Origin of the sequence: Streptomyces incanus (genome assembly GCF_042656345.1) — a bacterium.
Lineage (GTDB): Bacteria > Actinomycetota > Actinomycetes > Streptomycetales > Streptomycetaceae > Streptomyces > Streptomyces incanus.
The window spans coordinates 142,245-166,815 of sequence record NZ_JBHSPC010000025.1; the positions used below are offsets into that span (position 1 = coordinate 142,245).

A 24,571-nucleotide genomic window follows, 5' to 3' on the forward strand; every position below is an offset into this window, starting at 1 on the left:
GCTAGGCTGGCACCGATGACCCTCCCGATCACCCTGACGACCAGGGACCCGTACGCGCGCCTCGCCCGCGGCTGCCGCCCGCGAGGCTGCCGGGCCCCCGCTCGCCGTGTGCTCGGCCGCCGGGTGCGCTACCACATCGGTGACGAGCCGGGTCAGGTCAACGGACTGCGATGGCACCGCCCCTGACAAGGGGCGCGGGGCTGTACCGACACGCCGCCCGGCCGTGTCGGCTCGACCAGCCCTGCCTCCCACGGCGAAACGTGTCCACACACTCACCGTGAGGTTTCCGCATGCCCAGCCAGTTCTTCATTCCCGATCCCGAGGGCCAGGCGCCCAGCGCCGAGGGTTACTTCGGCGCGTTCGGCGGCAAGTTCATCCCGGAGGCGCTCGTCGCCGCCGTGGACGAGGTCGCCGTCGAGTACGACAAGGCCAAGACCGACCCCGAGTTCGCCCGCGAACTCGACGATCTGATGGTCAACTACACCGGCCGCCCGAGCGCCCTCACCGAGGTGCCCCGGTTCGCCGAACACGCCGGCGGCGCCCGGGTCTTCCTCAAGCGCGAGGACCTCAACCACACCGGCTCCCACAAGATCAACAACGTGCTCGGCCAGGCCCTGCTCACCCGGCGCATGGGCAAGACCCGTGTCATCGCCGAGACCGGCGCCGGCCAACACGGCGTCGCCACCGCCACCGCCTGCGCCCTGTTCGGCCTCGACTGCACCATCTACATGGGCGAGATCGACACCGAGCGCCAGGCCCTCAACGTGGCCAGGATGCGCATGCTCGGCGCCGAGGTCATCGCCGTGAAGTCCGGCAGCCGCACCCTCAAGGACGCCATCAACGAGGCGTTCCGCGACTGGGTCGCCAACGTCGACCGCACGCACTACCTCTTCGGCACCGTCGCCGGACCCCACCCCTTCCCCGGCATGGTCCGCGACTTCCACCGCGTCATCGGCGTCGAGACCCGCCGCCAGCTGCTGGAGCGGGCCGGACGGCTGCCCGACGCCGCGATCGCCTGCGTCGGCGGCGGCTCCAACGCCATCGGCCTCTTCCACGCCTTCATCCCGGACACCTCGGTCCGGCTCATCGGCTGCGAACCCGCCGGACACGGCATCGAGAGCGGCGAGCACGCGGCCACCCTCACCGCGGGCGAGCCCGGCATCCTGCACGGCTCGCGTTCCTACGTCCTCCAGGACGACGAGGGCCAGATCACCGAGCCGTACTCCATCTCGGCGGGGCTCGACTACCCGGGCATCGGACCCGAGCACGCCTACCTCAAGGACTCCGGCCGCGGCGAGTACCGCGCGGTCACCGACGACGCCGCCATGCAGGCCCTGCGGCTGCTGTCACGCACCGAGGGCATCATCCCGGCCATCGAGAGCGCCCACGCGCTGGCCGGCGCCCTGGAGGTCGGCCGGGAACTGGGCAAGGACGGGCTGATCGTCGTCAACCTGTCCGGCCGGGGCGACAAGGACATGGACACCGCCGCCCGCTACTTCGATCTGTACGACACCGATATCACCGACAGGACCGTCGCCGCCGACGCGGACACCGACACCGCCGAGATCGAGGGGGACGCCAAGTGAGCGGGAACGTGAAGCTGCTGAGCGACACCCTCGCCACGGCGAAGTCCGAGGGTCGCGCCGCGCTGATCGCCTACCTCCCGGCCGGGTTCCCGACCGTCGACGGAGGCATCGACGCCGTGAAGGCCGTCATCGACGGCGGCGCCGACGTCGTGGAGGTGGGTCTGCCGCACAGCGACCCCGTCCTCGACGGGCCCGTCATCCAGACCGCCGACGACATCGCCCTGCGCGGCGGCGTGCGGATCGCCGACGTGCTGCGCACGGTCCGGGAGGCCCACCGGGCCACGGGGAAGCCGATCCTCGTCATGACGTACTGGAACCCCATCGACCGCTACGGCGTCGAGCGGTTCACCGCCGAACTCGCCGAGGCGGGCGGCGCCGGCTGCATCCTGCCCGACCTGCCCGTCCAGGAGTCGGCGCTGTGGCGGGAGCACGCCGGCAAACACGGTCTCGCCACCGTCTTCGTCGTCGCGCCCAGCAGTAAGGACGAGCGGCTCGCCGAGATCACCGCGGCGGGCAGCGGCTTCGTCTACGCCGCCTCCCTCATGGGCGTCACCGGTACCCGCGAGTCGGTCGGCGCGCAGGCCGAGAACCTCGTGACACGCGCCCGGGCGAGCCGTGCCGATCTGCCGGTGTGCGTCGGGATCGGCGTCTCCGACGCCGCCCAGGCCGCCGAGGTCGCCCGCTTCGCCGACGGCGTGATCGTCGGATCGGCCTTCGTCAAGCGGCTGCTGGAGGCCCCCGACCCGGCCGCGGGCCTCCAGGCCGTGCGGGCGCTCGCGGGCGAGCTGGCCAAGGGCGTACGCGGCCGGTCCTGACGGCGTGCGGGGCCGGTGACGGCGTGTGCGGCCGAGCCCGGCCGCGCCGGATCCAGGACGGCAGCGCTGGTGCCCCTCCCTCGGCAGGCGCTCCGCAGTTAGTCATACGGGTCCCTCGTACGGGTGGACCTGGGGCCGGGGAGGCGCGTTGCGCCTCCCCGGTTCGTTCTGCGGGTTGTGAGCGAGAAGAACCATGAGGGAAAGCGCGCCGCCCGTGAGCGGCTGGCGGACGAGCGTGAGAAGCAGAAAGCGGCGGACAGAAGGCGCCGCACCCTGATCGTGGGTGCGAGCGTGGTCTGTGTCCTGGCGCTCGCGGCGGTGATCGGCATCGTCGCCGCCAATGCGGGCAAGGACGACGGGAGCAAAAAGGCGGGCCCGGTGGTGGCGCCCTCGGGGGCGCTCGGCAAGGACGGCCTCGCCATCCCGGTCGGCAAGGAGAGTGCCAAGTCCACCCTCACCGTGTGGGAGGACTTCCGCTGCCCCGCCTGCAAGTCCTTCGAGCTGGCGTACCGGCCCACCCTCCATGAGCTGACCAAGTCCGGCCAGTTGAAGACCGAGTACCACCTCGTCACGCTGATCGACGGGAACATGGGCGGCACCGGCTCCCGCAACTCCGCCAACGCGGCGGCCTGCGCCCAGGACGTCGGCAAGTTCGCCGAGTACCACGACGTGCTGTTCGGCAACCAGCCCCCGGAGAGGGACGACGCCTTCGCCGACAACGCCAAGCTCATCGAGCTGGCCGGCAAGGTCGAGGGCCTCGACACCCCCGCCTTCCGCGGCTGCGTGAAGGACGGCACGCACAACAACTGGGTCGCGAAGTCCAACGAGGCCTTCCAGAAGGGCCGCTTCTCCGGCACGCCGACCGTCCTGCTCGGCGACAAGAACATCTACCAGGACCGGACGATGACCCCGGCGAAGCTCAGGAAGATGGTGGAGGAGGCCAATCAGCAGTAGGGGTGCGAGCCCTCCCGTTATGGACCCGTAGCCGGGCCGCCCACCGTGGGACCGGTCCGGCGCGGTAGCGTCGACCCTGCTATGGAACTTGCCTACATTCCCAGCCCGTCGAGCGGGGTGCTGTACCTCGGCCCCATTCCGCTCCGCGGCTATGCCTTCAGCATCCTCGCCGGCCTCTTCGTCGCCCTCTGGATCGTCGACCGCCGGTGGGTGGCGCGCGGCGGCCAGAAGGGAACCGCCTGGGACATCGCGTTCTGGGCCGTTCCGTTCGGCCTGATCGGTGGCCGCCTCTACCACGTGATCACCGATTACCAGCTCTACTTCGGCGAGGGCCGGAACTGGGTCGACGCCTTCAAGATCTGGGAGGGCGGCCTCGGTATCTGGGGCGCCGTCGCACTGGGCGCGGTGGGTGCCTGGATCGGCTGCCGGCGCCGGGGCATCGCCCTTCCGCCGTATGCCGATGCCCTGGCCCCCGGTCTGGCGCTGGCGCAGGCGATCGGACGCTGGGGCAACTGGTTCAACCAGGAACTGTACGGGCGGGAGACGGACCTTCCGTGGGCCCTGCACATCACGTCCACGGCGGGCGGCCGGGTACCGGGGTACTACCACCCGACGTTCCTGTACGAGTCGCTGTGGTGCGTGGGCGTCGCCCTGCTGGTCATCTGGGCGGACCGCCGCTTCAAGCTCGGGCACGGGCGGGCGTTCGCGCTGTACGTCGCCGCGTACTGCGCGGGCCGGTTCTGGATCGAGTACATGCGCGTCGACGAGGCCCGCGAGATCCTGGGCCTGCGGCTGAACAACTGGACCGCGATGTTCGTGTTCGTGCTCGCGGTCGTGTACTTCGTGGTGTCGGCGAAGCTGCGTCCGGGACGCGAGATCGTGGTGGAACCGGGTGCGGCTGCCGCCGGTGGTGCGGCCGGTGGTGCGACAGACGGTTCCGCCGGGGGCGACGAGGCCCCGGGCGAGGCCGGGAGCGGTTCCGGGTCCGAGGCGGCCGAGCCGGAGACTGCCGGCAAGGACGGCAAGGCGGACTCGCCGGAGGCGAAGGAAGAAACCGAGCCGAAGAAGCCGGACGCCGGGTCGAAGGCTGACGCGAGCCCGAAGGCGAACGGCGGCGTGGCGGACAAGGACGTCGCCGAGCCGGGTGACGCACGGGCCGAGGACGTCAAGGCGGAGACGGCCCGGGCGGATTCCGAGGACGCGGGTTCCGGGACTGCGGCCCCCGAGGAAGCGGCCGGGTCGGCGAAGAAGAGCTGACGGTCCGCCGGTCCGCCGCTGACCGGCGGCCCGTTGTACGTGAACGACGCCGTGGGGCGCCCGGGATCTCCGGGCGCCCCACGGGCGTGCGCGCGGGGCCCGGGGTCCTTCGTTCGGGTCGGGCCGGATCAGGGAGCGGGGTCCGGTGCCGGGGGCACCGCTCACGCCCTTCGGGCAGTGGGGGGAGCCTCGCAGGGCGGAGGAGGGAGCCGGTCGGAGTCCCCCCGCTCGAGCGGAGCCGAGAGCGGGGGAAGAAGCCGAGAACTCGGGAAAGGAGCCCCGGGGACCGACGGCAACGCGGCGAGGCGCGGCACCGGACCCCGCGAGCCCGGCCCGATCCACACGAGGGGCTAGGTGCGGCGGGCCAGGGACAGGACCCGCTGGGCGGCTGTCACCACCGCCGCGTCGATGAAGCGGCCGTCGGGAAGCGCTTGGGCGCCCTGCTCGCCGGCCGCCGCCTTGATGACCGTCTCCGCCTGCTCGATCTCCTCCTCCGTGGGCAGATAGGCGCGCTCGATGACCGGCAGCTGACGCGGGTGGATGGCGGCGCGGCCCAGGAAACCCAGGGCGCGGCCACGGACGCAGGAGACGAGGAGACCGTCCAGGTCGCGGAGGTCCGGATGGACGGACTGGGTGGGCGGGGCCAGACCCGCCGCCCGCGCGGCGACGACCACGCGGGAGCGGGACCAGTCGAGGCCCGCGTCGTCGCGTACGCCCAGATCGGTCCGCAGGTCCTCCTCACCGATCGAGATACCGCGCAGGAACGGGTGGGCGGTGGCCACGTCGTGCGCCCGCTCGATGCCGACGGCCGTCTCCAGCAGCGCGTACAGACCGAGCGCGCCGCCGTGGGCGGACACCACCCGCCGCGCGACCCGGACGACGTCGGCGGGCGAGGACACCTTGGGCAGTCGCAGACCGGCCAGGCCCGCCAGGCCCCCGGCCGGGGCGACGGCGGCGAGGTCGGCCTCACCCCAGGGACCGGTCAGGGCATTGACACGGACGTGGACCGGGACCGGCTGCGGGTCGCACAGCAGCTCGACGGAGGCGGCACGGGCGTACGCCTTGTGGTCGGGAGCGACGGCGTCCTCCAGGTCGATCACCACCACGTCGGCCCCGGAGACGAGTGCCTTCGCCACCACACGCGGCCGGTCGCCCGGCGCGTACAGCCAGGTCAGCGGGGGTGCCGCCGTCACAGCGCGCCTTCCGCGCGCAGGGCCGTCAGCTCGGCGGGGGTGAGGCCCAGTTCGGTCAGGACCTCGTCGGTGTCGGCGCCGTGCGGGCGGCCCGCCCAGCGGATCGCGCCGGGAGTGTGGGAGAGCCGGAAGAGGACGTTCTGCATGCGCAGCGGGCCCAGCTCGGGATCGTCGACCGTGGTGATGGTGTTCAGGGCCTGGTACTGCGGGTCGGTCATCACGTCCCGTACGTCCTGGACGGGCGCCACCGCGGCCTCGGCCTTCTCGAAGGCGGCGAGCACGTCGGTACGGGTGCGGCAGGCGATCCAGCCGCCCACCGCCTCGTCCAGGACGTCCGCGTGCCGGGCGCGGCCGGCGCCGGTGGCGAACCACGGTTCGTCGATCAGCTCGGGCCGCCCCACCAGCCGCATCACCCGCTCGGCGACCGACTGGGCCGAGGTGGAGACGGCGACCCAGGTGCCGTCGGCGGTGAGGTAGGTGCCGCGCGGGGCGTTGTTCTGGGAGCGGTTGCCGGTGCGCGGCTGGACGTGGCCGAGCTGGTCGTACCAGGTCGGCTGGGGTCCGAGCGCGGTGAGGATCGGTTCGATGAGGGCCATGTCGACGACCTGGCCCTCGCCGGTGCGGTCCCGCCCGGCGAGGGCGGTCAGCACCGCGTACGCCGTGGTCAGGCCCGCGATGGAGTCGGCCAGGCCGAACGGCGGCAGCGTCGGGGGCGAGTCCGGCTCACCGGTGATGGCGGCGAAACCGCTCATCGCCTCGGCGAGCGTGCCGAAGCCGGGCCGGTGCGCGTACGGGCCGAACTGGCCGAAGCCGGTGACCCGGACCAGGACGAGACGGGGGTTGGCGGCGGACAGTTCGGACCAGCCCAGGTCCCACTTCTCCAGGGTGCCGGGCCGGAAGTTCTCGATGATCACGTCGGCGGTCCCGGCGAGGCGCAGCAGGGTCGCCCGGCCGCCGCGGGTGGACAGGTCGAGGGTGATGGTCCGCTTGTTGCGGCCGAGCATCTTCCACCACAGCCCCACGCCGTTCTTCGACGGGCCGTGGCCGCGGGAGGGATCGGGCTTTTTCGGATGCTCGATCTTGACGACCTCCGCGCCGAAGTCGCCGAGCAGGGTCGCGGCGAGGGGGCCGGCGAAGAGGGTGGCGAGGTCCAGGACACGCAGGCCGGAGGGCGGGGGCGGGGGCGGGGGCGGGGGCGGGGGCGCGGAGGGGGAGGTGGGCGTGGTGGGCCGGGTCATGGGCGGGAGGCCTCCAGACGGGTCAGACGGGCCAGGGTGTCGAAGCCGACGCCGTCGAAGTCGCCGACGGAGGTGGCCAGCCGGTTCTTCAGCGGGGCCGTCCAGCGCTCGGGAAGCGCGGCGGGGGAACCGGCGAGCAAAGCGGTGATACCGCCGACCGTCGCGCCGTTCGAATCCGTGTCCCAGCCGCCGGACACGGCACGGCAGACGGCGCCGGTGAAGTCGCCGTCCGCGTGCGTGAGGGCGGCGGCCATCAGGGCGGTGTTGGGGACGGCGTGCACCCAGTGGGTTCCCGCGTGCAGGGTATGGAGCCGGTCGACGACGGTGGTGAAGTCGTGGTGTTCGTGCGCCAGTTGGACGGCCTCGCGCACGGCGCGGGCGAGCCGGGAGCGGGGCGGTACGACGGTGAGGCCGGCGCGCAGGCAGGCGTGGACGTCCGGGCGGTCGCCGCCTGCGCCTACGCCTGCGCCTACGCCTGCGCCTGCGGCGGTGGCGATGACGGCCGCGCTGAACATCGCGGCGTGCACCCCGCCCGCGGTGTGCGTGAGGGTGGCGTCGCGGTGGGCCTGTTCGGCGGCGCCCGCCGGATCTCCGGGGTTGGTCCAGCCGTGCACGTCGGCGCGGATCAGGGCACCGATCCACTCGCGGAACGGGTTGCGGTGGCGGGCGGTGCGCGGGGGCTCCAGGCCGTCGAGGAGGTTGCGGTAGGCGACGCGTTCGGCGGTGAAGGCACGGCCCGCCGGGAGTTCGTCCAGCCAGAGCCGGGCCACGTCCGTGGTGGTGAAGGCCCTGCCGTACCGCTGGAGCAGCAGCAGGTTGAGAAGCGGGTAGTCGAGGTCGTCGTCCTCGGGCATCCCGTCGATGTTCTCGGCGAGCGAGGTGGCCGCCGAGCGACGGTTCCAGGGGTACCGCGCGGCCAGCTCCCCGGGGACTCCGAGGGCGGTGAAGTAGCCGTTCAGAGGCCAGTTTCCGGTGGCCCGGGCGAGTTGGCGGATGCCGTCGAGGGGGAGCTTCTCCACCGGCTTGCCGAGCAGACAGCCGACGGCACGGCCGAGCCAGGCGGCTTCGATGCGGTCGGTTCGGCGCCGGTCGGCTTCGAGGTGGTCGGATGCGAGGTGGTCAGGGGCCGGGGGAGCGGCGTCGACGGGTGAAGGCCAGTTGGGACAGAGGGACTTGATGGCGTCGAGGTCTGTCGGTTCCTCGTCCGCCAGGCCGCTGGGCAGGTCGGCGAGTTCGTCCAGGAGGTCCCCGGCCAGCAGCCGGAGGTAGCGGGACACCGGTCGTGGGGAGGCGCCCGCGCGGGGCGGGGCCTCGGGGCCGCCCGCCGCGTGCCACCGGGCCGCGACGGCGGCGACGGCCGTGGCCGCCCGGCCGTCCTGGGCGGCCTGGCGCAGCTCGTGCCCGATCAGGTCCTCCGGCTGGACCCAGGTCAGTCGGAGCATTCCGGGCCTCCCAGTTCGGCGAACGCCCTTTCGTGCGCGCGGCGCCGGGACACGTCGCGCGCGAAGACCTCGCGGGCCACCTCCGTCAGCGCGGCCGCGGGTTCCAGGAGGTCGATGCGGCTGGCCTCCGCCACGGTCTTCGCCCAGTTCCGGGGGACCGGCGAACCGAGGGCACCCGTCACGGCGCCGGCCATCGTGGCGATGGAGTCGCAGTCCCGGCCGTAGTTCACCGCGCCCAGCACCGCGTGCCGGAAGTCGCCGCCGGCCACCACCACCATGCCCAGCGCGACCGGGAGTTCCTCGATCGCGTGCAGCCGCGACGGACGGCGGGCACCCAGCGAAGGAGCGCGGTAGTCGGGGCCCACGGTGTCGTACGGGGTCACCGCCTCCCGCAGCGGGCGCAGCGCGGACTCGAAGTCCGTATGGCGGGACGCCACTTCGCAGACCCGCTCGATCGCCGTCCGCGTGCCGTCCTTCGCCAGGGACAGGCAGGCGGTGACGACCGAGTCCGGTGTCGCCCCCGGTGTGCACGCCGCCGCCACGGCCGCGGCGAGAATGCCGGCCGCCTCCCGGCCGTACGACGACTGGTGGGCCCCCGCGACGTCCAGCGCCTCGGCATAGGCGCCCGCCGGGTGGGCCGCGTTGACCAGGCCGACCGGGGCCATGTACATCGCGGCACCGCAGTTGACGATGTTGCCGACGCCCGCCTCGCGCGGGTCGACGTGGCCGTAGTGGATGCGGGCCACCAGCCACTTCTCCGCGAGGAAGACCCGCTGCAACGGGAGCGCCTTTGCCTCCAGTTCCGGGATCCAACGCGGATGCGTCATCAGGTCCGGGACCAGGTGGTCGGCGACGGCGTAGGCGTCCAGATGGTCCCGGACCCGCGCGTACACCCGGACCAGGGCGTGCGTCATGAGGGTGTCGTCGGTGACGTGGCCGTCGCCCTTGTGGTACGGGGCGATCGGACGGGCGGTGCGCCAGGCCTCGCCGTTCCAGGGGCCGACGACGCCGTGGACACGGCCGCCGTGGCGCTCGACGATCTGCTCGGGGGAGTACCCCTCGACGGGGCCGCCGAGCGCGTCGCCGACGGCGGCTCCCACCAGCGCGCCGGTGATCCGCTCGTCGAGGGAGGCACCCTGAACCCGCTTTTCATGCTCTTTGAGCGTCATGCCCGAATCATCCCCCCGGGGGAGGTGGTTGTGCGGCTTCCAGGAGTCCGGCGAGTTCCACCAGGTCGGTGCCGGTGAGCCGGGGGAGCGTGCAGCCGGAGAGGGTGCGGCAGCTCTCCCGCCAGGACTCCGGGATCGCCGTGCCCCCGCCGAGCGCGCCGGTCAGCGCGCCGACGAGGGCGGGGGCCGAGTCCGCGACCCGGGACAGACAGGCCGCCGCGGGTACCGCCTCCGCGATCCGGCCGTGCGAGGCGGTGGCCAGCGCGAGGGCCACGGGGACGGTCTCGGCAGCGGCGATGCCGTAGCTGTAGACGTGGTCGACGATCTGGTGCTCCAGGGGCGGTACGAGGGCGAAGGCGCCGTCGGCGTCCGCGGCGAGCCGCAGCGCGTGCCGGGCGTTGCGGCCGATCTCCGTCTCCTCGGGCAACTCGGCCACCGCGGCCGCCACGCATGCCTCGACGTCCGCGCCGGCCAGCGCGAGGGCGACGGCGGCGGCCATCGCGCGGGCGCCGTGCACCCCGTCGCCGTCCTGGGTGTAGCGGGCGTCGAACTCGGCGAGCGCGGCGGCGCCTTCGGGGTCGCCGGGGTGGGCCACGGCCAGGACGCAGGCCCGTACGCAGGCCGCGTCGTCGAAGTAGTGCGGGTTGTCGTGGCCGGTGGCGGGCGGGCGCAGACCGGTGGCGAGGTTGCCGAGCCCGGCCCGTACGGAGATGCGGGCGCGCAGGGGCAGGACGGCCGACTCGATCTCGGGCGCGCGTTCCGCTGCCGCGGCGACCTCGCCGGCCACGGCGTTCCAGGTGAGGTCGATGGCGGCCCGGGTGCGGCGTTCGCGGCTCAGGTCGCCGAGCGCGCCGTCGTCGCCGGCCCGCAGGACTGCCTCGGCGGCGAACACCGCCCACTCGGCGTCGTCGGAGGGGCCGAGGCGCAGGGGTTCCGAGGGCTGGTTGAGGGCGATGGGGACGGGAAGGGTGGTGGTCGCGTTCTGTTCGGCGAAGGTGTCCAGCTCCCGGGTGAGGCGCCGGGTCCACTCGGGCATCCGGGCGGCGCGGTGCCGGGCCGCGGGCCAGCCGGCGGCGTCTCCGGCGGCGAGGCCGAGGAGGAGGCCCTCGATACGGGGGGCCTGCGGCGGCGGGGCGGGGGGTGCTGTCCTGGTCCGGTGGTCTTTGGAGGCCTCGGCTTCGCCTTCGGCCTGGTGTTTCCCGTTCGCACCACTCGTGCGGGACGCGGATGCGGGTGGCCCCGGTGGGACGGTCGTGCCATCGGCGGCCTCGGGGCCGTCCTCGGGGTGGCGGGTATCGGAGGTGCGGGTTTCGTGATCGGGCGGGGGTGGCCTCGGCGGGGGGTTTTCGGTGGGGGGTGCGGATGGTGGTTCCGGTGGTGTGGATGTGGGTGTCGTTGCCGGCGGGGGGAGGGTCATGACGGGGTCTCCGTTGTGTTGGCGGACGGTGTCGGGGTGAGCAGGTCCGCGATGTCCAGGACGTGGTGGCCCGCCATCGCCGGGAGGCAGCTGCCGCGTGCCGGGCCGATGGCGGCCGCCCAGGCCTCCGGGATCGCGGCGGCGCCCCGCGTCGCGCCCGCGAGGGCGCCCGCCACCGCCGCCGTGGTGTCCGCGTCGCGGCCCATGTTGACGGCCGTCAGCACCGTCTGTTCGAAGTCCCCGTCCGCCGCCGCGTACGCGCCGAAGGCGAGGGCGACGGCCTCGGGGGCCAGGTCGGTCCAGGGGTAGCCGCCGATCACGACCGCGGAGCGGACCGCGCGTTCGCCCCGGTGGGCCGCGGTGACGGCGCGGCGCAGGGAACGGGCGGTCCAGGAGTCCTCCGGCACCAGGGCCAGCGCGGTGGCCACGACGGTGACCACCGGTGCCCCGGCCATCGCCGCCGCCACGCCCGCCGCGACCGCTTGGCCTCCGTAGATGCCCTCGCCGTCGTGGCTGACCGAGCCGTCGACCGCCGCCAGCCGGGCCGCCTCGGCGGGACGGCCGGCCGCGAAGACGCCGTGCGGTGCCGCCCGCATCGCCAGCCCGTCGCTCCAGGCGTGGCGGTGCTGGGCGGAGACGGGGGCGGCCAGTCCCCGGCGGAGGTTCTCCAGGGTGCCGCGCTCGCTGAAGCCGGCACCGCGGAACCGCCCCTCGGCACGGTCCGCGATCCATTCGTGCCAGGCCGCCCCGACCTGCGCCGGGGTGAGCGCCGACCCGTGCCGGGCCAGCAGCAGACCGGACAGGATCGCGTACTCGGTGTCGTCCGTGCCGGCGGGGTGATCCGCCACGTATCCCGTGATGCGGCCCCACCGGGCGCGGATCTCGGAGGGTTTCAAGTTCTCGGCCGGGGCGCCCAGCGCGTCGCCGACGGCCAGGCCGAGCAGCGCGCCGCGTGCCCGTTCGCGGAGCCCGAGGGAGTCCCCGGGCGCCGGGGCCGAGGGGATGCAGGCGATCGATGCCATACGCGGCTCTCCTCTCAGGGGCGCCCCGAGAGGCGCGAAGCCCTTTGCGGAACTGTCCCCGATGTGAGGTCCGGCACAGCCTCACAGGCCACGGTGTCACCCGGTCGACATCGGTGCGGACCCTCCCGAAGGTGAGCGGCGGAATCGACAAAACCGCAGGTTAGCCCAGCCTTTCCTTGCTGGCAGGAGGGAAGGGGGAGGCGTACATTGGGTGCCGTTCAAAAATAGAATGCGTCTAAAACGAGGTCTGCGTCAGCCGTCGGCGGCGTCGGCTTCGCAGGCGCTTCCGCGAACTCCCTGGGGGACGGCATGGCGATCATCGAGACCGAGGCGACGCTGCACGAGGCGCACCGCGACAACCACACACACCGCGATGTCAACGGCGGCTGGCTGCGCCCCGCCGTCTTCGGCGCGATGGACGGCCTGGTTTCCAACCTCGCGCTGATGACCGGCGTCGCCGGCGGCTCGGTCGGACAGCAGACCATCGTCATCACCGGCCTCGCGGGCCTGGCGGCCGGCGCCTTCTCCATGGCCGCCGGCGAGTACACCTCCGTCGCCTCCCAGCGCGAGCTCGTCGAGGCCGAGCTGGACGTCGAGCGACGCGAACTGCGCCAGCACCCCAAGGACGAGGAGGCCGAACTCGCCGCCCTCTACGAGGCCCGCGGCGTCGAGCCGGAGCTCGCCGCCGAGGTGGCCCGGCAGCTGTCGAAGGACCCCGAGCAGGCACTGGAGATCCACGCCCGCGAGGAACTGGGCATCGACCCCGGCGACCTGCCCTCACCCACCGTGGCCGCGGTCTCCAGCTTCGGCGCCTTCGCCCTGGGCGCGCTGCTGCCCGTCCTGCCGTACCTGCTCGGCGCGAGCAGTCTGTGGCCCGCCGTGCTGCTGGCGCTCCTGGGACTCTTCCTGTGCGGCGCCCTGGTGGCCAAGGTGACCGCGCGGACCTGGTGGTACAGCGGTCTGCGGCAGCTCGCCCTCGGCGGCGCGGCGGCCGGTGTGACGTACGCGCTGGGCATGTTGTTCGGAACGGCCGTGGGATGACCCGGCTCGGACGGATCGCCCGCATGACCCCGCATGACCCCGCATGACCCCGTACGGACCGCCTGTGCGACCCCGTACGGCTGCCGGACCGGGGCGACCGGATCGGTGCCCCGCCCGGACGAGCGGCACCGATGCCCCGGCCGGCTCCCGTGTGAGGGACCGCGCAAGTAGCCGTTACTCGTTGGTTTCGACCGCGTGACGACGGGGCATGAGCCGAAAGCGCTGTGGGCGACGATGCCCGCGACGCAGTCGCGGGAGTGGGCCAAGACGCCCGCCCCCGCCCTCGGACCGGCGGACACCGATCTGCCCGCCACGGTCCCCGCAGCTTCCCCTGCCAGGCGCGGAACCCCTGCCGTGACCTGCATGGTGTCCACATGGCGGAACAAAATTTCCCGCTTACCGGGATCCGTTCCATCGTGTAATCTGCACGAAATTTTGCAGTCACGCAGAGGGCCGACGTCGTCCCTCGGCACTTCGCACATGCCACATGACGACGACGGGAGAGCCGATGCGTACGCCGCGCCAGCCGTCCCAGCATTCCGCGCATGGCCAGAACTGGTCCTTCATGGATGCTCGCCCTGACCCGCAGGGCATGTACGACCCCCACGACGAGCACGACGCCTGCGGCGTCGGCTTTGTCGCCACCCTCACCGGCGAGGCGTCCCACACTCTGGTCGAGCAGGCACTCACCGTCCTGCGCAACCTGGAACACCGCGGTGCCACCGGCTCCGAGCCGGACTCCGGTGACGGCGCGGGCATCCTCTCCCAGGTCCCGGACGCCTTCTTCCGCGAGGTGTCCGGACTCGAACTGCCCGAGGCCGGCGCCTACGCCGTCGGCATCGCCTTCCTCCCCGTGGACGCCGCCGACGAGGCCGTCGCCCGCATCGAGGAGATCGCCGCCGACGAGGGCCTGACCGTCCTCGGCTGGCGCGAGGTGCCCGTCGCGCCCGAACTGCTCGGCGCCGCCGCCCGCTCCACGATGCCGGCCTTCCGCCAGATCTTCGTCACGGACCACGCCTCCCAGGGCATCGACCTCGACCGCACGGCCTTCGTGCTGCGCAAGCGCGCCGAGCGCGAGGCGGGCGTCTACTTCCCCTCGCTGTCCGCGCGGACCCTCGTCTACAAGGGCATGCTCACCACCGGTCAGCTCGAGCCCTTCTTCCCGGACCTGTCCGACCGCCGCTTCGGCTCCGCGATCGCGCTGGTGCACTCCCGGTTCTCCACGAACACCTTCCCGTCGTGGCCCCTCGCGCACCCCTACCGCTTCGTCGCCCACAACGGCGAGATCAACACCGTCAAGGGCAACCGCAACTGGATGCGCGCCCGCGAGTCCCAGCTGGCCTCCGATCTGTTCGGCTCCGCCGACCGTGGGCACAGTGGCTCCGCCGACCGTGGGCACAGTGGCTCCGCCGACCGTGGACACAGCGGTACCTCCGGCCTCGAGCGGATCTTCCCCGTCTGCACCCCCGACGCCTCCGACTCGGCGTCCTTCGACGAGGTCCTCGAACTGCTGCACCTCGGCGGGCGCTCCCTGCCGCACTCGGTGCTCATGATGATCCCCGAGGCGTGGGAGAACCACGGCTCGATGGACCCCGACCGCCGCGCCTTCTACCAGTACCACTCCACGATGATGGAGCCCTGGGACGGCCCCGCCTGCGTCACCTTCACCGACGGCACCCAGGTCGGCGCCGTACTCGACCGCAACGGCCTGCGCCCCGGCCGCTACTGGGTCACCGACGACGGCCTCGTCGTCCTCGGCTCCGAGGTCGGCGTCCTCGACATCGACCCCGCGAAGATCGTCCGCAAGGGCCGGCTGCAGCCCGGCCGCATGTTCCTCGTCGACACCGCAGAGCACCGCATCATCGAGGACGACGAGATCAAGGCCCAGCTCGCCGCCGAGCAGGCCTACGCCCAGTGGCTGGAAGCCGGCGAGATCGAGCTGTCCGACCTCCCCGAGCGCGAGCACATCGTGCACACCCACGCCTCGGTCACCCGCCGCCAGCAGACCTTCGGCTACACCGAGGAGGAACTGCGCGTCCTGCTCGCCCCGATGGCGGGGTCCGGCGCCGAGCCGCTCGGCTCCATGGGCACCGACTCGCCGATCGCCGCCCTGTCGGAACGCCCCCGGCTCCTCTTCGACTACTTCACCCAGCTGTTCGCACAGGTCACCAACCCGCCCCTGGACGCGATCCGCGAAGAACTCGTCACCTCCCTGCGCAGCACGCTCGGCCCCCAGGGCAACCTGCTCGAACCGAGCGCCGCGTCCTGTCGCACCGTCGTCCTGCCCTTCCCCGTCATCGACAACGACGAGCTGGCCAAGCTCATCCACGTCAACGCCGACGGCGACCTGCCCGGCTTCAAGGCCGCCACCCTCTCCGGCCTCTACCGCGTCTCCGGCGGCGGCGACAGCCTCGCCGCCCGCATCGAGGAGATCTGCGCCGAGGCCGACGCCGCCATCGGTAACGGCGCCCGCCTGATCGTCCTCTCCGACCGGCACTCCGACGCCGAGCACGCGCCGATCCCGTCGCTGCTGCTCACCGCGGCCGTCCACCACCACCTCATCCGCACCAAGCAGCGCACCCGGGTGGGCCTCCTCGTCGAGGCCGGAGACGTCCGCGAGGTCCACCACGTGGCCCTCCTCATCGGATTCGGTGCCGCCGCAGTCAACCCCTACCTGGCGATGGAGTCCGTCGAGGACCTCGTCCGCGCGGGCACCTTCCTGCCCGGCATCGAGTCCGAGAAGGCCATCCGCAACCTGATCCACGCCCTCGGCAAGGGCGTCCTGAAGGTCATGTCCAAGATGGGCATCTCCACCGTCGCCTCCTACCGCGGCGCCCAGGTCTTCGAAGCCGTCGGCCTCGACGCGGCCTTCGTCGAGAAGTACTTCCACGGCACCGCCACCAAGATCGGCGGCGTCGGCCTCGACGTCATCGCGCAGGAGGTCGCCGCCCGCCACGCCAAGGCGTACCCCGCCACCGGCATCGCCCCCGCGCACCGCGCACTCGACATCGGCGGCGAGTACCAGTGGCGCCGCGAGGGCGAACCGCACCTGTTCGACCCCGAGACGGTCTTCCGCCTCCAGCACTCCACGCGCTCCGGCCGCTACGACGTCTTCAAGCAGTACACCGACCGCGTCAACGAGCAGTCCGAGCGCCTGATGACGCTGCGCGGGCTCTTCGGCTTCACCTCCGACCGGGGGCCCGTCCCGGTCGACGAGGTCGAGCCGGTCTCCGCGATCGTCAAGCGCTTCTCCACCGGTGCCATGTCGTACGGCTCCATCTCCCAGGAGGCGCACGAGACCCTCGCCATCGCCATGAACCAACTCGGCGGCAAGTCGAACACCGGCGAGGGCGGCGAGGACCCGGAACGCCTGTACGACCCGGCCCGCCGCTCCTCCATCAAGCAGGTCGCCTCCGGCCGCTTCGGCGTGACCTCCGAATACCTGGTCAACGCGGACGACATCCAGATCAAGATGGCCCAGGGCGCCAAGCCCGGCGAAGGCGGCCAGCTGCCCGGCCCCAAGGTCTACCCGTGGATCGCCAAGACGCGGCACTCGACGCCCGGCGTGGGCCTCATCTCCCCGCCGCCGCACCACGACATCTACTCCATCGAGGACCTCGCCCAGCTCATCCACGACCTGAAGAACGCCAACCCCCAGGCGCGCATCCACGTCAAGCTGGTCTCCGAGGTCGGCGTCGGGACCGTCGCCGCGGGCGTCTCCAAGGCCCACGCCGACGTCGTGCTCATCTCCGGCCACGACGGCGGCACCGGCGCCTCCCCGCTGACCTCGCTCAAGCACGCCGGCGGCCCCTGGGAACTCGGCCTCGCCGAGACCCAGCAGACCCTGCTCCTCAACGGCCTGCGCGACCGGATCGTCGTCCAGACCGACGGCCAGCTCAAGACCGGCCGCGACGTCGTCATCGCCGCCCTCCTCGGCGCCGAGGAGTTCGGCTTCGCCACCGCCCCGCTGGTCGTCTCCGGCTGCGTCATGATGCGCGTCTGCCACCTCGACACCTGCCCCGTCGGCATCGCCACGCAGAACCCGGTCCTGCGCGACCGGTTCACGGGCAAGGCCGAGCACGTCGTGAACTTCTTCCGGTTCATCGCCGAAGAGGTCCGCGAACTCCTCGCCGAACTCGGCTTCCGCTCCATCGAGGAGGCCGTCGGCCACGCCGAGGTCCTCGACGTCACCCGCGCGGTGGACCACTGGAAGGCACAGGGCCTCGAACTGGCCCCCCTCTTCCACGTGCCCGAACTGCCCGAGGGCGCCGCCCGCCACCAGACCGTCACCCAGGACCACGGCCTGACGAAGGCCCTCGACAACGAGCTGATCAAGCTCGCCGCCGACGCACTCGCCGCCGACGGCGCGACCGAGGCCCAGCCCGTACGCGCCCAGGTCGCCATCCGCAACATCAACCGCACGGTCGGCACCATGCTCGGCCACGAGGTGACGAAGAAGTTCGGCGGCGCGGGCCTGCCCGACGACACCATCGACATCACCTTCACCGGCTCCGCCGGACAGTCCTTCGGCGCCTTCGTCCCGCGCGGCGTCACGCTGCGCCTGGAGGGCGACGCCAACGACTACGTCGGCAAGGGCCTCTCCGGCGGCCGGATCGTCGTCCGCCCCGACCGGGGCGCCGACCACCTCGCCGAGTACAGCGTCATCGCCGGCAACACCCTCGCCTACGGCGCCACCGGCGGCGAGATGTTCCTGCGCGGCAAGGTCGGCGAACGGTTCTGCGTCCGCAACTCCGGCGCGCTGGTCGTCTCCGAGGGCGTCGGCGACCACGGCTGCGAGTACATGACCGGCGGCCACGCGGTCGTCCTCGGCGAAACCGGCCGCAACTTCGCGGCCGGCATGTCCGGCGGCACCGCCTACGTCATCGACCTCGACCGGGACAACGTCAACCCCGGCCACCTGGACGCCGTCCACGAACTCGACGACGCCGACCGCGCCTGGCTGCACGACGCGGTGCGCCGGCACCAGGAGGAGACGGGATCGACCGTCGCCGCCAAGCTGCTGGCCGAGTGGGACAGCCCCGACGGAGGCGCCGCCCGCTTCAGCAAGATCATCCCCAGCACGTACCAGGCAGTGCTCGCCGCCAAGGACGCCGCCGAGCGAGCCGGACTCTCCGAGTCCGACACCCACCGGAAGATGATGGAGGCGGCGACCCATGGCTGATCCGAAGGGCTTTCTGAACCACGGCCGCGAGGTCGCCACCTCCCGCCCGGTCACCGAACGCGTCAAGGACTGGAACGAGGTCCACGTCCCCGGCTCGCTGCTGCCGATCATCAGCAAGCAGGCCGGCCGGTGCATGGACTGCGGCATCCCGTTCTGCCACAACGGCTGCCCGCTGGGAAACCTCATCCCCGAGTGGAACGACTACGCCTACCGCGAGAACTGGCCGGCGGCGAGCGAGCGCCTGCACGCCACCAACAACTTCCCGGAGTTCACGGGCCGCCTGTGCCCCGCTCCCTGCGAGTCGGCGTGCGTCCTCGGCATCAACCAGCCGCCGGTCACCATCAAGAACGTCGAGGTCTCCATCATCGACAAGGCGTGGGCGACCGGCGACGTCGCCCCGCAGATCCCCGAGCGCCTGTCCGGCAAGACCGTCGCGGTCGTCGGCTCAGGACCGGCCGGCCTCGCCGCCGCACAGCAGCTCACCCGCGCCGGCCACACCGTCGCCGTCTACGAGCGGGCGGACCGCATCGGCGGCCTCCTGCGGTACGGCATCCCCGAGTTCAAGATGGAGAAGCGGCACATCAACCGCCGTATCGAGCAGATGCGCGCGGAAGGCACCAAGTTCCGCACCGGCATCGAGATCGGCCAGGACCTGCCGGCCACCGCGCTGCGCAAGCGGTACGACGCCGTCGTCCTCGCCGTCGGCGCGACGACCGCACGCGACCTGCCGGTACCGGGCCGCGAACTGGGCGGCATCCACCAGGCCATGGAGTACCTGCCGCTGGCCAACAAGGTGCAGGAGGGCGACTACGTCGCCCCGCCGATCTCGGCCGAGGGCAAGCACGTCGTCGTGATCGGCGGCGGCGACACCGGCGCCGACTGCGTCGGCACCGCCCACCGCCAGGGCGCCGCCTCCGTCACCCAGCTCGAGATCATGCCCCGGCCGGGCGAGGAGCGGGACGCGGCCACCCAGCCGTGGCCGACCTTCCCCATGCTCTACAAGGTCACCTCCGCGCACGAGGAGGGCGGCGAGCGGGTCTACTCCGTCTCCACCACCCACTTCGAGGGCGACGAGGACGGCAACGTACGGTGGCTGCACCTGGCCGAGATCGAGTTCGTCGACGGCAGGCTCACCCAGAAGCCCGGCACCGGGCGCAGGATCCCGGCCCAGCTCGTCACTCTCGCCATGGGCTTCACCAGCACCGACCGGGACAACGGCCTGGTCGAGCAGTTCGGCCTCGAACTCGACGCACGCGGCAACATCGCCCGCGACGCCGACTTCCACACCAGCGTGCCGGGCGTCTTCGTCGCCGGCGACGCCGGACGCGGCCAGTCGCTCATCGTGTGGGCGATCGCCGAAGGCCGCTCCGCGGCGCGCGGCTGCGACCGCCACCTCACCGGGACGAGCGACCTGCCCGCACCGATCCGCCCGACCGACCGCTCACTGACGGTGTGACCGGCCGCCCCGAAAAGCACCACGCGGTCCGGACCCCGCCCGTCCGAACCGCGCACGACGGGACCTGACCGGTCCCCCTCAGAGGTCCCGTACAACGGCGTACGGAACAACGGGTGGCGCCTGCCCTCCAGTCCCCGACCGGACCCGGGCAGGCGCTGCCGCCCGTGCTCACCCGCTCAGGGAATGCGGAAGGTCTCCCCGTGCACCTGCCACGCCAGCGGCGTGGCCAGCTCCAGGTTCCCCTCCCGCAGGAACCGGCGCTGGGTGGTGTCGACCCGGGACGTGTCGGCACCCGGCTCCTTCGCCAGCATGCCCGCGCGACGCACATCGAGGAACGCCTCCAGGAACGCCTTCTCGCTGCCGCCCTGCCCCGGCGTCCTCGCCTCGCGCATGGCCTGCTCCCGCATACCGTAGAAGCCGTCGGGGCCGGTGTCGGGACCACGCCGGACCATCGCGTCGTAGTACACGAACTGGCCGAGCGTGCCGAGGCCGTCGAGCTTGGCCACGCGCACCGCCGGGTCGAAGTAGACCCGGTCGCGTTCGGCCTCCTGTGCCGCACGGAACTCCGGTGTCCTCGCCTCGGCCTGCCAGGCGGCCGTGAAGTCCGGGTCCAGGCCCTCGTGCGAGTCCGTGCCGTCGACCTCGCGCAGCGCCGGCAGATACCCCGCCAGGCCGTTGTCCGGGTACTTGCGCGTATAGCGTTCGACGAGGGTGAGCAGGTCGTGGGTGCCAGTGGTGAAGCCGACGATGCCGGCCGTGTAGCCGTCGCCGTCCCCGGCGTCCTCGATGGAGCCGTAGGTCTCGCGCCAGCGCAGCGTCACGTTCTCGGCGCTCGCCAGGATCTGCTGGGCGAGCTCCTTCTTCGCCGGGTCGGCCAGGCCCGGCGGCCGGCTCGCCACCAGCGCGTCGTCCTCGGCCGACTCCGACTCGGCGCGCTCCTTGGTCTGCTCGCGCGCGTTCGGTGGGGCGGACACGGACGGCCCGTTGCCGGCGACCGCGCCGTCGGGCCCTGTGGGCACCAGCATGTACACGGCCGTCGCCACCACGGGCACGGCCGCGAGCAGCAGGGCTGGACGTTTCACTGGGAGACTCCTCCACCGGTCAGTTCCGACACCTTGGCCGCCGCCAGGACGACGAGCAGCGCGAGCAGCGCCAGGCAAGCCCCCGCCTGCAGCAACGCCCGGCGCTTGCCCCTGGGCACGTACGCGAACGCCACCGCCACCGCACCGCCCGCCAGCAGCCCGCCCAGATGCCCCTCCCAGGACGTCACCACAGCGGAGATCACCAGCCACAGCAGCAGCCCGGCCATGAACCGGTTGACCGCCCGCATGTCGGCACCGATCCGACGGGCCAGCACGTAGTACGCGGCACCCAGCCCGAAGATCGCCCCGGACGCGCCGACCACGGCGTCCTGCGGCGCCAGCAGCAGCACCAGCACCGAGCCGCCCAGCGCCGACAGCAGGTACAGGGCGAGATAGTGGACACGGCCCAGCATCGGCTCGACGGCCCGGCCCAGGTTCCACAGCGCCACCATGTTCATCACGATGTGCAGAATCCCGAACGTGCCCTCGGTGGGCGGCAGATGCAGGAAGGCACCGGTCAGCAGCCGGTACCACTCCCCGTTCACCACACCTTCCGGACGGAAGTCCCCGAAGTACGGGCCCTCGACCCACAGATAGTGACCACCGTCCGGCCCGACCAGCCCCGCGCCCACCATCGCGAACCGGTCCACGATCTCCGGCAGCGCCAGCTCCGCCAGATACGCCAGAACGCTGACGGCGATCAGTACGTACGTCACCACCGGCACCGCCGAGACGCGGCCGCCGACCATGGTGCGGGCCTGCCGCACCGACCGCATGCCCTCCTTCACGCAGTCGGGGCACTGGTGACCCACGGCCGCCTCCCGCATGCAGTCCGGGCAGATGTACCGGTCGCAGCGCACGCAGCGGACATGGCACTCCACCTTGGTATGGCGGTAGCAGGTGGTGACGGTGGACTCGGAATCCACGAGCCGGCTCCTTGTGAGGGACGGGACGGACGAGCCGGTGAGGACGGCAGCGAACAAAATATCGAACAGTGGGGGAGAGCCGCGGAGGCGGGGTGGGGGTGCCGTACCCTCGGGGCCGGATCCGATGACCGAACAACCGGTCCTGCTGAAGGGCAACCGGTCCCGATGACGGAGCGGCCGGTCCCGGCGACCGAGCGGCCGGCAACCGGTGCCGGCGACCGAGCGGCCGGTCCCGGTGACCGAAGGGGGGAGTACGCATGGCCGCGATCAGCCTGACCAAGATCGAGGAGACCGCGCCCAAGCTGGTCAACCTGTACAAGACCGCAGGGCACGCGGTGTCCGGGCACGGGCTGGACGGCCTGCGCGCCGCGGTCCACCTCGTGGTCGACCACTCGGGCTCGATGAAGCCGTACTACAAGGACGGCAGCGTGCAGGCGCTCGCCGACCGGGTGCTGGGCCTGTCCGCCCACCTCGACGACGACGGCATCGTGCCGGTGGTCTTCTCCTCCACGGACATCGACGCCGTCACCGACATCGCCCTCGCCGACCACGAAGGAAGCGTCGAGCGGATCGCGGCCGGACTCGGACACATGGGCAGGACCAGCTACCACCTGGCCATGGACGCCGTCATCGACCACCACCTCGACAGCGGATCGACCGAGCCGGCCCTCGTCGTCTTCCAGACCGACGGCGGCCCCGTCAACCGGCTCGCCGCGGAACGCTACTTGTGCAAGGCGGCGAAGCTGCCGCTGTTCTGGCAGTTCATCGGCTTCGGCGACCCGGGCAGCCGGCAGTTCGACTACCTGCGCAAGCTGGACGACCTGGCCGTTCCGGACCAGCGGACCGTCGACAACGCAGGGTTCTTCCACGCGGGTACCGATCCCCGCACGATGCCGGACACCGAGCTGTACGACCGACTGCTGGACGAGTTCCCCAAATGGCTGGTGGACGCCCGGGCACAGGGGATCGTGCAGCCTTAGGGCCTGCCCGGCGGATCACGCCAAGGACGCGGAGGCACCGTGCAGCCTCGGCGGTCCCTGGTCCGGCCCCCGGACGCCGCCGCGGTGGATCCCCGGCTCCGGGAACGTCGGAGGAACCCCAGAACCGCGGCCCGGCCGGCACTCGTACGAACCGCCCGGGCGGTGCACAGGACGCGCACCATGATCCCGAGGGGATCACCCACCACCCACCCCCCGGCCCCAACCCCCTACGTATCGCACTCCAGCACCGTCCGGCACAACGCGCACCGCGCTCGGACCCGCCCCCGCACCGGCACCCTGATCCGCTGATGGCACGTAGGACACGGGAACGACACCCGCAGCGGCTCCCCCCGACCACCCCCCTGCGAGAAGCTGTACGGCACATCCGGGCGGGCCGACGGGAAAGAGAGAACCCCGCGCTCCCCCTGAGCACGCCGACGCTCCCGCGCATACCGCCGACGCCCCGACCAGCCGGCAGCCGCCAGCGGCGGCTGCCGCCCGTCGAGCCGGGCCAACTCCATCCCGCTCACATACGCGCTGTAAGCCTGCTCGCTGGTGAACCACACCGACGGATCCTCCCCGAACACCAACGACCGCTTCGCCAGCACGTACCCGAACTCCTCCGGCGTGAGATACCCCAGCTTCTGCGACGACACCCCGTCCTGGCGGAACGCGTCCAGCAGCAGCCATCCCGCCCCCAGATACGTCGCCGCCGTGTCCGTCAGGATCTCGTTGTCCCGCGTACCGGGGAACGACAGCCCCAGACGATGCAGGTACACATGCGCCACCTCATGCGCCAGCGCCGCCCCGACGTCCCGCCGATGGGTACGGAACCGGTCGTTCAGCTCGACGAAATACTCCGGCCCGGCCTCCAGCTCGACGTTCGCCGCGTGCTCCATCTCCCGGAACCCGACGACCAGCCGCGCATCCGGCAGCCGGTAGTGCCGCACCAGCTCGCGGGCCACCCGCTGCGCCCCCAGATGAAGATCGTCCGCGTCACAGAACGCCACGTCGACCGGCGCCACGCTGGTCGAGAACATACGGATCGTGTCGTACGACAAACGCCTGTACACCGCCGTGACGGCCACCCGCACCGTCTCCAGATGCGGGTACCCGTGCTCGACCGGTCCGCCGTTCGCCACGTCACACCCCCCGGACGCCCTGAACCCGATTCCACTGTACGGGCACGCCCCGGCCACCGCCCCCTCCGCCCCGTAGGCTGACTTCCCATGACCACCAGCAGCACCGGTACCAAAGACGTCGACCCCGCAGTCCGCGAGGAACTCGACAGGCTGCGCGACAGCATCGACAACATCGACGCGGCCGTCGTCCACATGCTCGCCGAACGCTTCAAATGCACCCAGCAGGTCGGCCGCCTCAAAGCCGAACACCGACTGCCACCCGCCGACCCGGCCCGCGAAGCCCGCCAGATCACCCGACTGCGCACCCTCGCCGAGAACGCCAAACTCGACCCGGCCTTCGCCGAAAAATTCCTGAACTTCATCATCGCCGAAGTGATCCGCCACCACGAACGCATCGCCGACGACACCACCAAGAGCTCCGTCAGCAACCCCACCGGCACCCCCGCACCCACCACGGACTGACCCCCCGCCCCCACTCCAGGCAGAGGGGGGACACGAACACCCACGACCGACCACGACCACGACCTGCCGGGCCGAGCCGGGCCCCGCCTGCGCCGCCGCACCACCCACCCCCACACGCGCGTACCCCCACACGCGCGTACCCCCACACGCGCGTACCCCCACACGCGCGTACCCCCACACGCGCGTACCCCCACACGCGCGTACCCC

The 24,571-nt window shown here is 72.3% G+C and carries 19 protein-coding genes; 10 read left to right on the top strand and 9 right to left on the bottom strand.

What is annotated here, in order from left to right:
* Positions 1-15 precede the first annotated feature (15 nt).
* The 5 genes from trpM (at position 16) to lgt (ending at position 4,612) form a co-directional block, all read left to right on the top strand.
* Entirely contained in the window at positions 16-186 is a 171-nt protein-coding gene (gene trpM, locus ACFP2V_RS10345) for a tryptophan biosynthesis modulator TrpM (protein ID WP_381208855.1), read from the top strand.
* Between the two features lie 104 nt (positions 187-290).
* Positions 291-1,586: a tryptophan synthase subunit beta gene (gene trpB / locus ACFP2V_RS10350; RefSeq protein ID WP_381208858.1), complete on the top strand. Its 1,296-nt coding sequence runs from the start codon at positions 291-293 to the stop codon at positions 1,584-1,586.
* Positions 1,583-2,401, top strand: coding sequence for a tryptophan synthase subunit alpha (trpA, locus tag ACFP2V_RS10355; RefSeq protein WP_381208861.1), 819 nt, complete (start codon positions 1,583-1,585; stop codon positions 2,399-2,401). The genes trpB and trpA overlap by 4 nt, the downstream gene beginning before the upstream one ends.
* 177 nt (positions 2,402-2,578) lie before the next feature.
* Positions 2,579-3,355 carry a thioredoxin domain-containing protein gene (locus ACFP2V_RS10360; RefSeq protein ID WP_381208864.1) on the top strand — a complete coding sequence of 259 codons (777 nt, stop codon included), beginning with the start codon at positions 2,579-2,581 and terminating at the stop codon, positions 3,353-3,355.
* Positions 3,356-3,436: 81 nt separating this feature from the next.
* Positions 3,437-4,612 carry a prolipoprotein diacylglyceryl transferase gene (lgt, locus tag ACFP2V_RS10365; RefSeq protein WP_381208867.1) on the top strand — a complete coding sequence of 392 codons (1,176 nt, stop codon included), beginning with the start codon at positions 3,437-3,439 and terminating at the stop codon, positions 4,610-4,612.
* A gap of 350 nt (positions 4,613-4,962) precedes the next feature.
* Here the strand turns inward: lgt and ACFP2V_RS10370 are convergent, their stop codons facing one another.
* Genes ACFP2V_RS10370 through ACFP2V_RS10395 form a run of 6 tightly spaced genes read right to left on the bottom strand, consistent with a single transcriptional unit; the run spans position 4,963 to position 12,093 of the window.
* Positions 4,963-5,805 carry an HpcH/HpaI aldolase/citrate lyase family protein gene (locus ACFP2V_RS10370; RefSeq protein ID WP_381208870.1) on the bottom strand — a complete coding sequence of 281 codons (843 nt, stop codon included), beginning with the start codon at positions 5,803-5,805 and terminating at the stop codon, positions 4,963-4,965.
* Positions 5,802-7,043 (bottom strand): CaiB/BaiF CoA transferase family protein, encoded by a 1,242-nt coding sequence (locus ACFP2V_RS10375; protein ID WP_381208873.1) that lies wholly within the window; start codon positions 7,041-7,043, stop codon positions 5,802-5,804. The genes ACFP2V_RS10370 and ACFP2V_RS10375 overlap by 4 nt, the downstream gene beginning before the upstream one ends.
* Positions 7,040-8,485, bottom strand: coding sequence for an ADP-ribosylglycohydrolase family protein (locus ACFP2V_RS10380; RefSeq protein ID WP_381208876.1), 1,446 nt, complete (start codon positions 8,483-8,485; stop codon positions 7,040-7,042). The genes ACFP2V_RS10375 and ACFP2V_RS10380 overlap by 4 nt, the downstream gene beginning before the upstream one ends.
* The gene (locus ACFP2V_RS10385) at positions 8,473-9,654 is read right to left on the bottom strand and encodes an ADP-ribosylglycohydrolase family protein (protein WP_381208879.1); all 1,182 of its coding nucleotides are present in this window, start codon (positions 9,652-9,654) and stop codon (positions 8,473-8,475) included. The genes ACFP2V_RS10380 and ACFP2V_RS10385 overlap by 13 nt, the downstream gene beginning before the upstream one ends.
* A gap of 7 nt (positions 9,655-9,661) precedes the next feature.
* Positions 9,662-11,071, bottom strand: a complete 1,410-nt coding sequence (locus ACFP2V_RS10390; protein WP_381208882.1) for an ADP-ribosylglycohydrolase family protein — start codon at positions 11,069-11,071, stop codon at positions 9,662-9,664.
* Entirely contained in the window at positions 11,068-12,093 is a 1,026-nt protein-coding gene (locus ACFP2V_RS10395; protein WP_381208885.1) for an ADP-ribosylglycohydrolase family protein, read from the bottom strand. The genes ACFP2V_RS10390 and ACFP2V_RS10395 overlap by 4 nt, the downstream gene beginning before the upstream one ends.
* 309 nt (positions 12,094-12,402) lie before the next feature.
* Between ACFP2V_RS10395 and ACFP2V_RS10400 the strand changes: the two genes are divergently transcribed.
* From ACFP2V_RS10400 to ACFP2V_RS10410, 3 genes are all read left to right on the top strand, one after another.
* Positions 12,403-13,134 (top strand): VIT1/CCC1 transporter family protein, encoded by a 732-nt coding sequence (locus ACFP2V_RS10400; RefSeq protein ID WP_381208888.1) that lies wholly within the window; start codon positions 12,403-12,405, stop codon positions 13,132-13,134.
* 508 nt (positions 13,135-13,642) lie between these two features.
* Entirely contained in the window at positions 13,643-18,316 is a 4,674-nt protein-coding gene (gene gltB, locus ACFP2V_RS10405; protein ID WP_381208891.1) for a glutamate synthase large subunit, read from the top strand.
* A complete protein-coding gene (locus ACFP2V_RS10410) occupies positions 18,309-19,772 on the top strand; it encodes a glutamate synthase subunit beta (protein WP_381208894.1) in 1,464 nt (487 codons plus the stop codon). The genes gltB and ACFP2V_RS10410 overlap by 8 nt, the downstream gene beginning before the upstream one ends.
* Positions 19,773-19,948: 176 nt before the next feature.
* On the opposite strand, the gene ACFP2V_RS10415 is transcribed toward ACFP2V_RS10410, so the two are convergent.
* Complete coding sequence (locus ACFP2V_RS10415; protein ID WP_381208897.1) at positions 19,949-20,854, bottom strand: chitosanase; 906 nt, start codon at positions 20,852-20,854, stop codon at positions 19,949-19,951.
* A complete protein-coding gene (locus tag ACFP2V_RS10420) occupies positions 20,851-21,780 on the bottom strand; it encodes a rhomboid family intramembrane serine protease (RefSeq protein WP_381208900.1) in 930 nt (309 codons plus the stop codon). The genes ACFP2V_RS10415 and ACFP2V_RS10420 overlap by 4 nt, the downstream gene beginning before the upstream one ends.
* Before the next feature lie 257 nt (positions 21,781-22,037).
* Between ACFP2V_RS10420 and ACFP2V_RS10425 the strand changes: the two genes are divergently transcribed.
* Positions 22,038-22,760 carry a VWA domain-containing protein gene (locus ACFP2V_RS10425; protein WP_381208903.1) on the top strand — a complete coding sequence of 241 codons (723 nt, stop codon included), beginning with the start codon at positions 22,038-22,040 and terminating at the stop codon, positions 22,758-22,760.
* Between the two features lie 227 nt (positions 22,761-22,987).
* Here ACFP2V_RS10425 and ACFP2V_RS10430 read toward each other — a convergent pair whose 3' ends face one another.
* Entirely contained in the window at positions 22,988-23,902 is a 915-nt protein-coding gene (locus ACFP2V_RS10430; RefSeq protein ID WP_381208905.1) for a hypothetical protein, read from the bottom strand.
* 87 nt (positions 23,903-23,989) lie between these two features.
* Here ACFP2V_RS10430 and ACFP2V_RS10435 point away from each other — a divergent pair, with 87 nt between their 5' ends.
* Positions 23,990-24,364 carry a chorismate mutase gene (locus tag ACFP2V_RS10435; RefSeq protein WP_381208908.1) on the top strand — a complete coding sequence of 125 codons (375 nt, stop codon included), beginning with the start codon at positions 23,990-23,992 and terminating at the stop codon, positions 24,362-24,364.
* Positions 24,365-24,571: the final 207 nt, after the last annotated feature.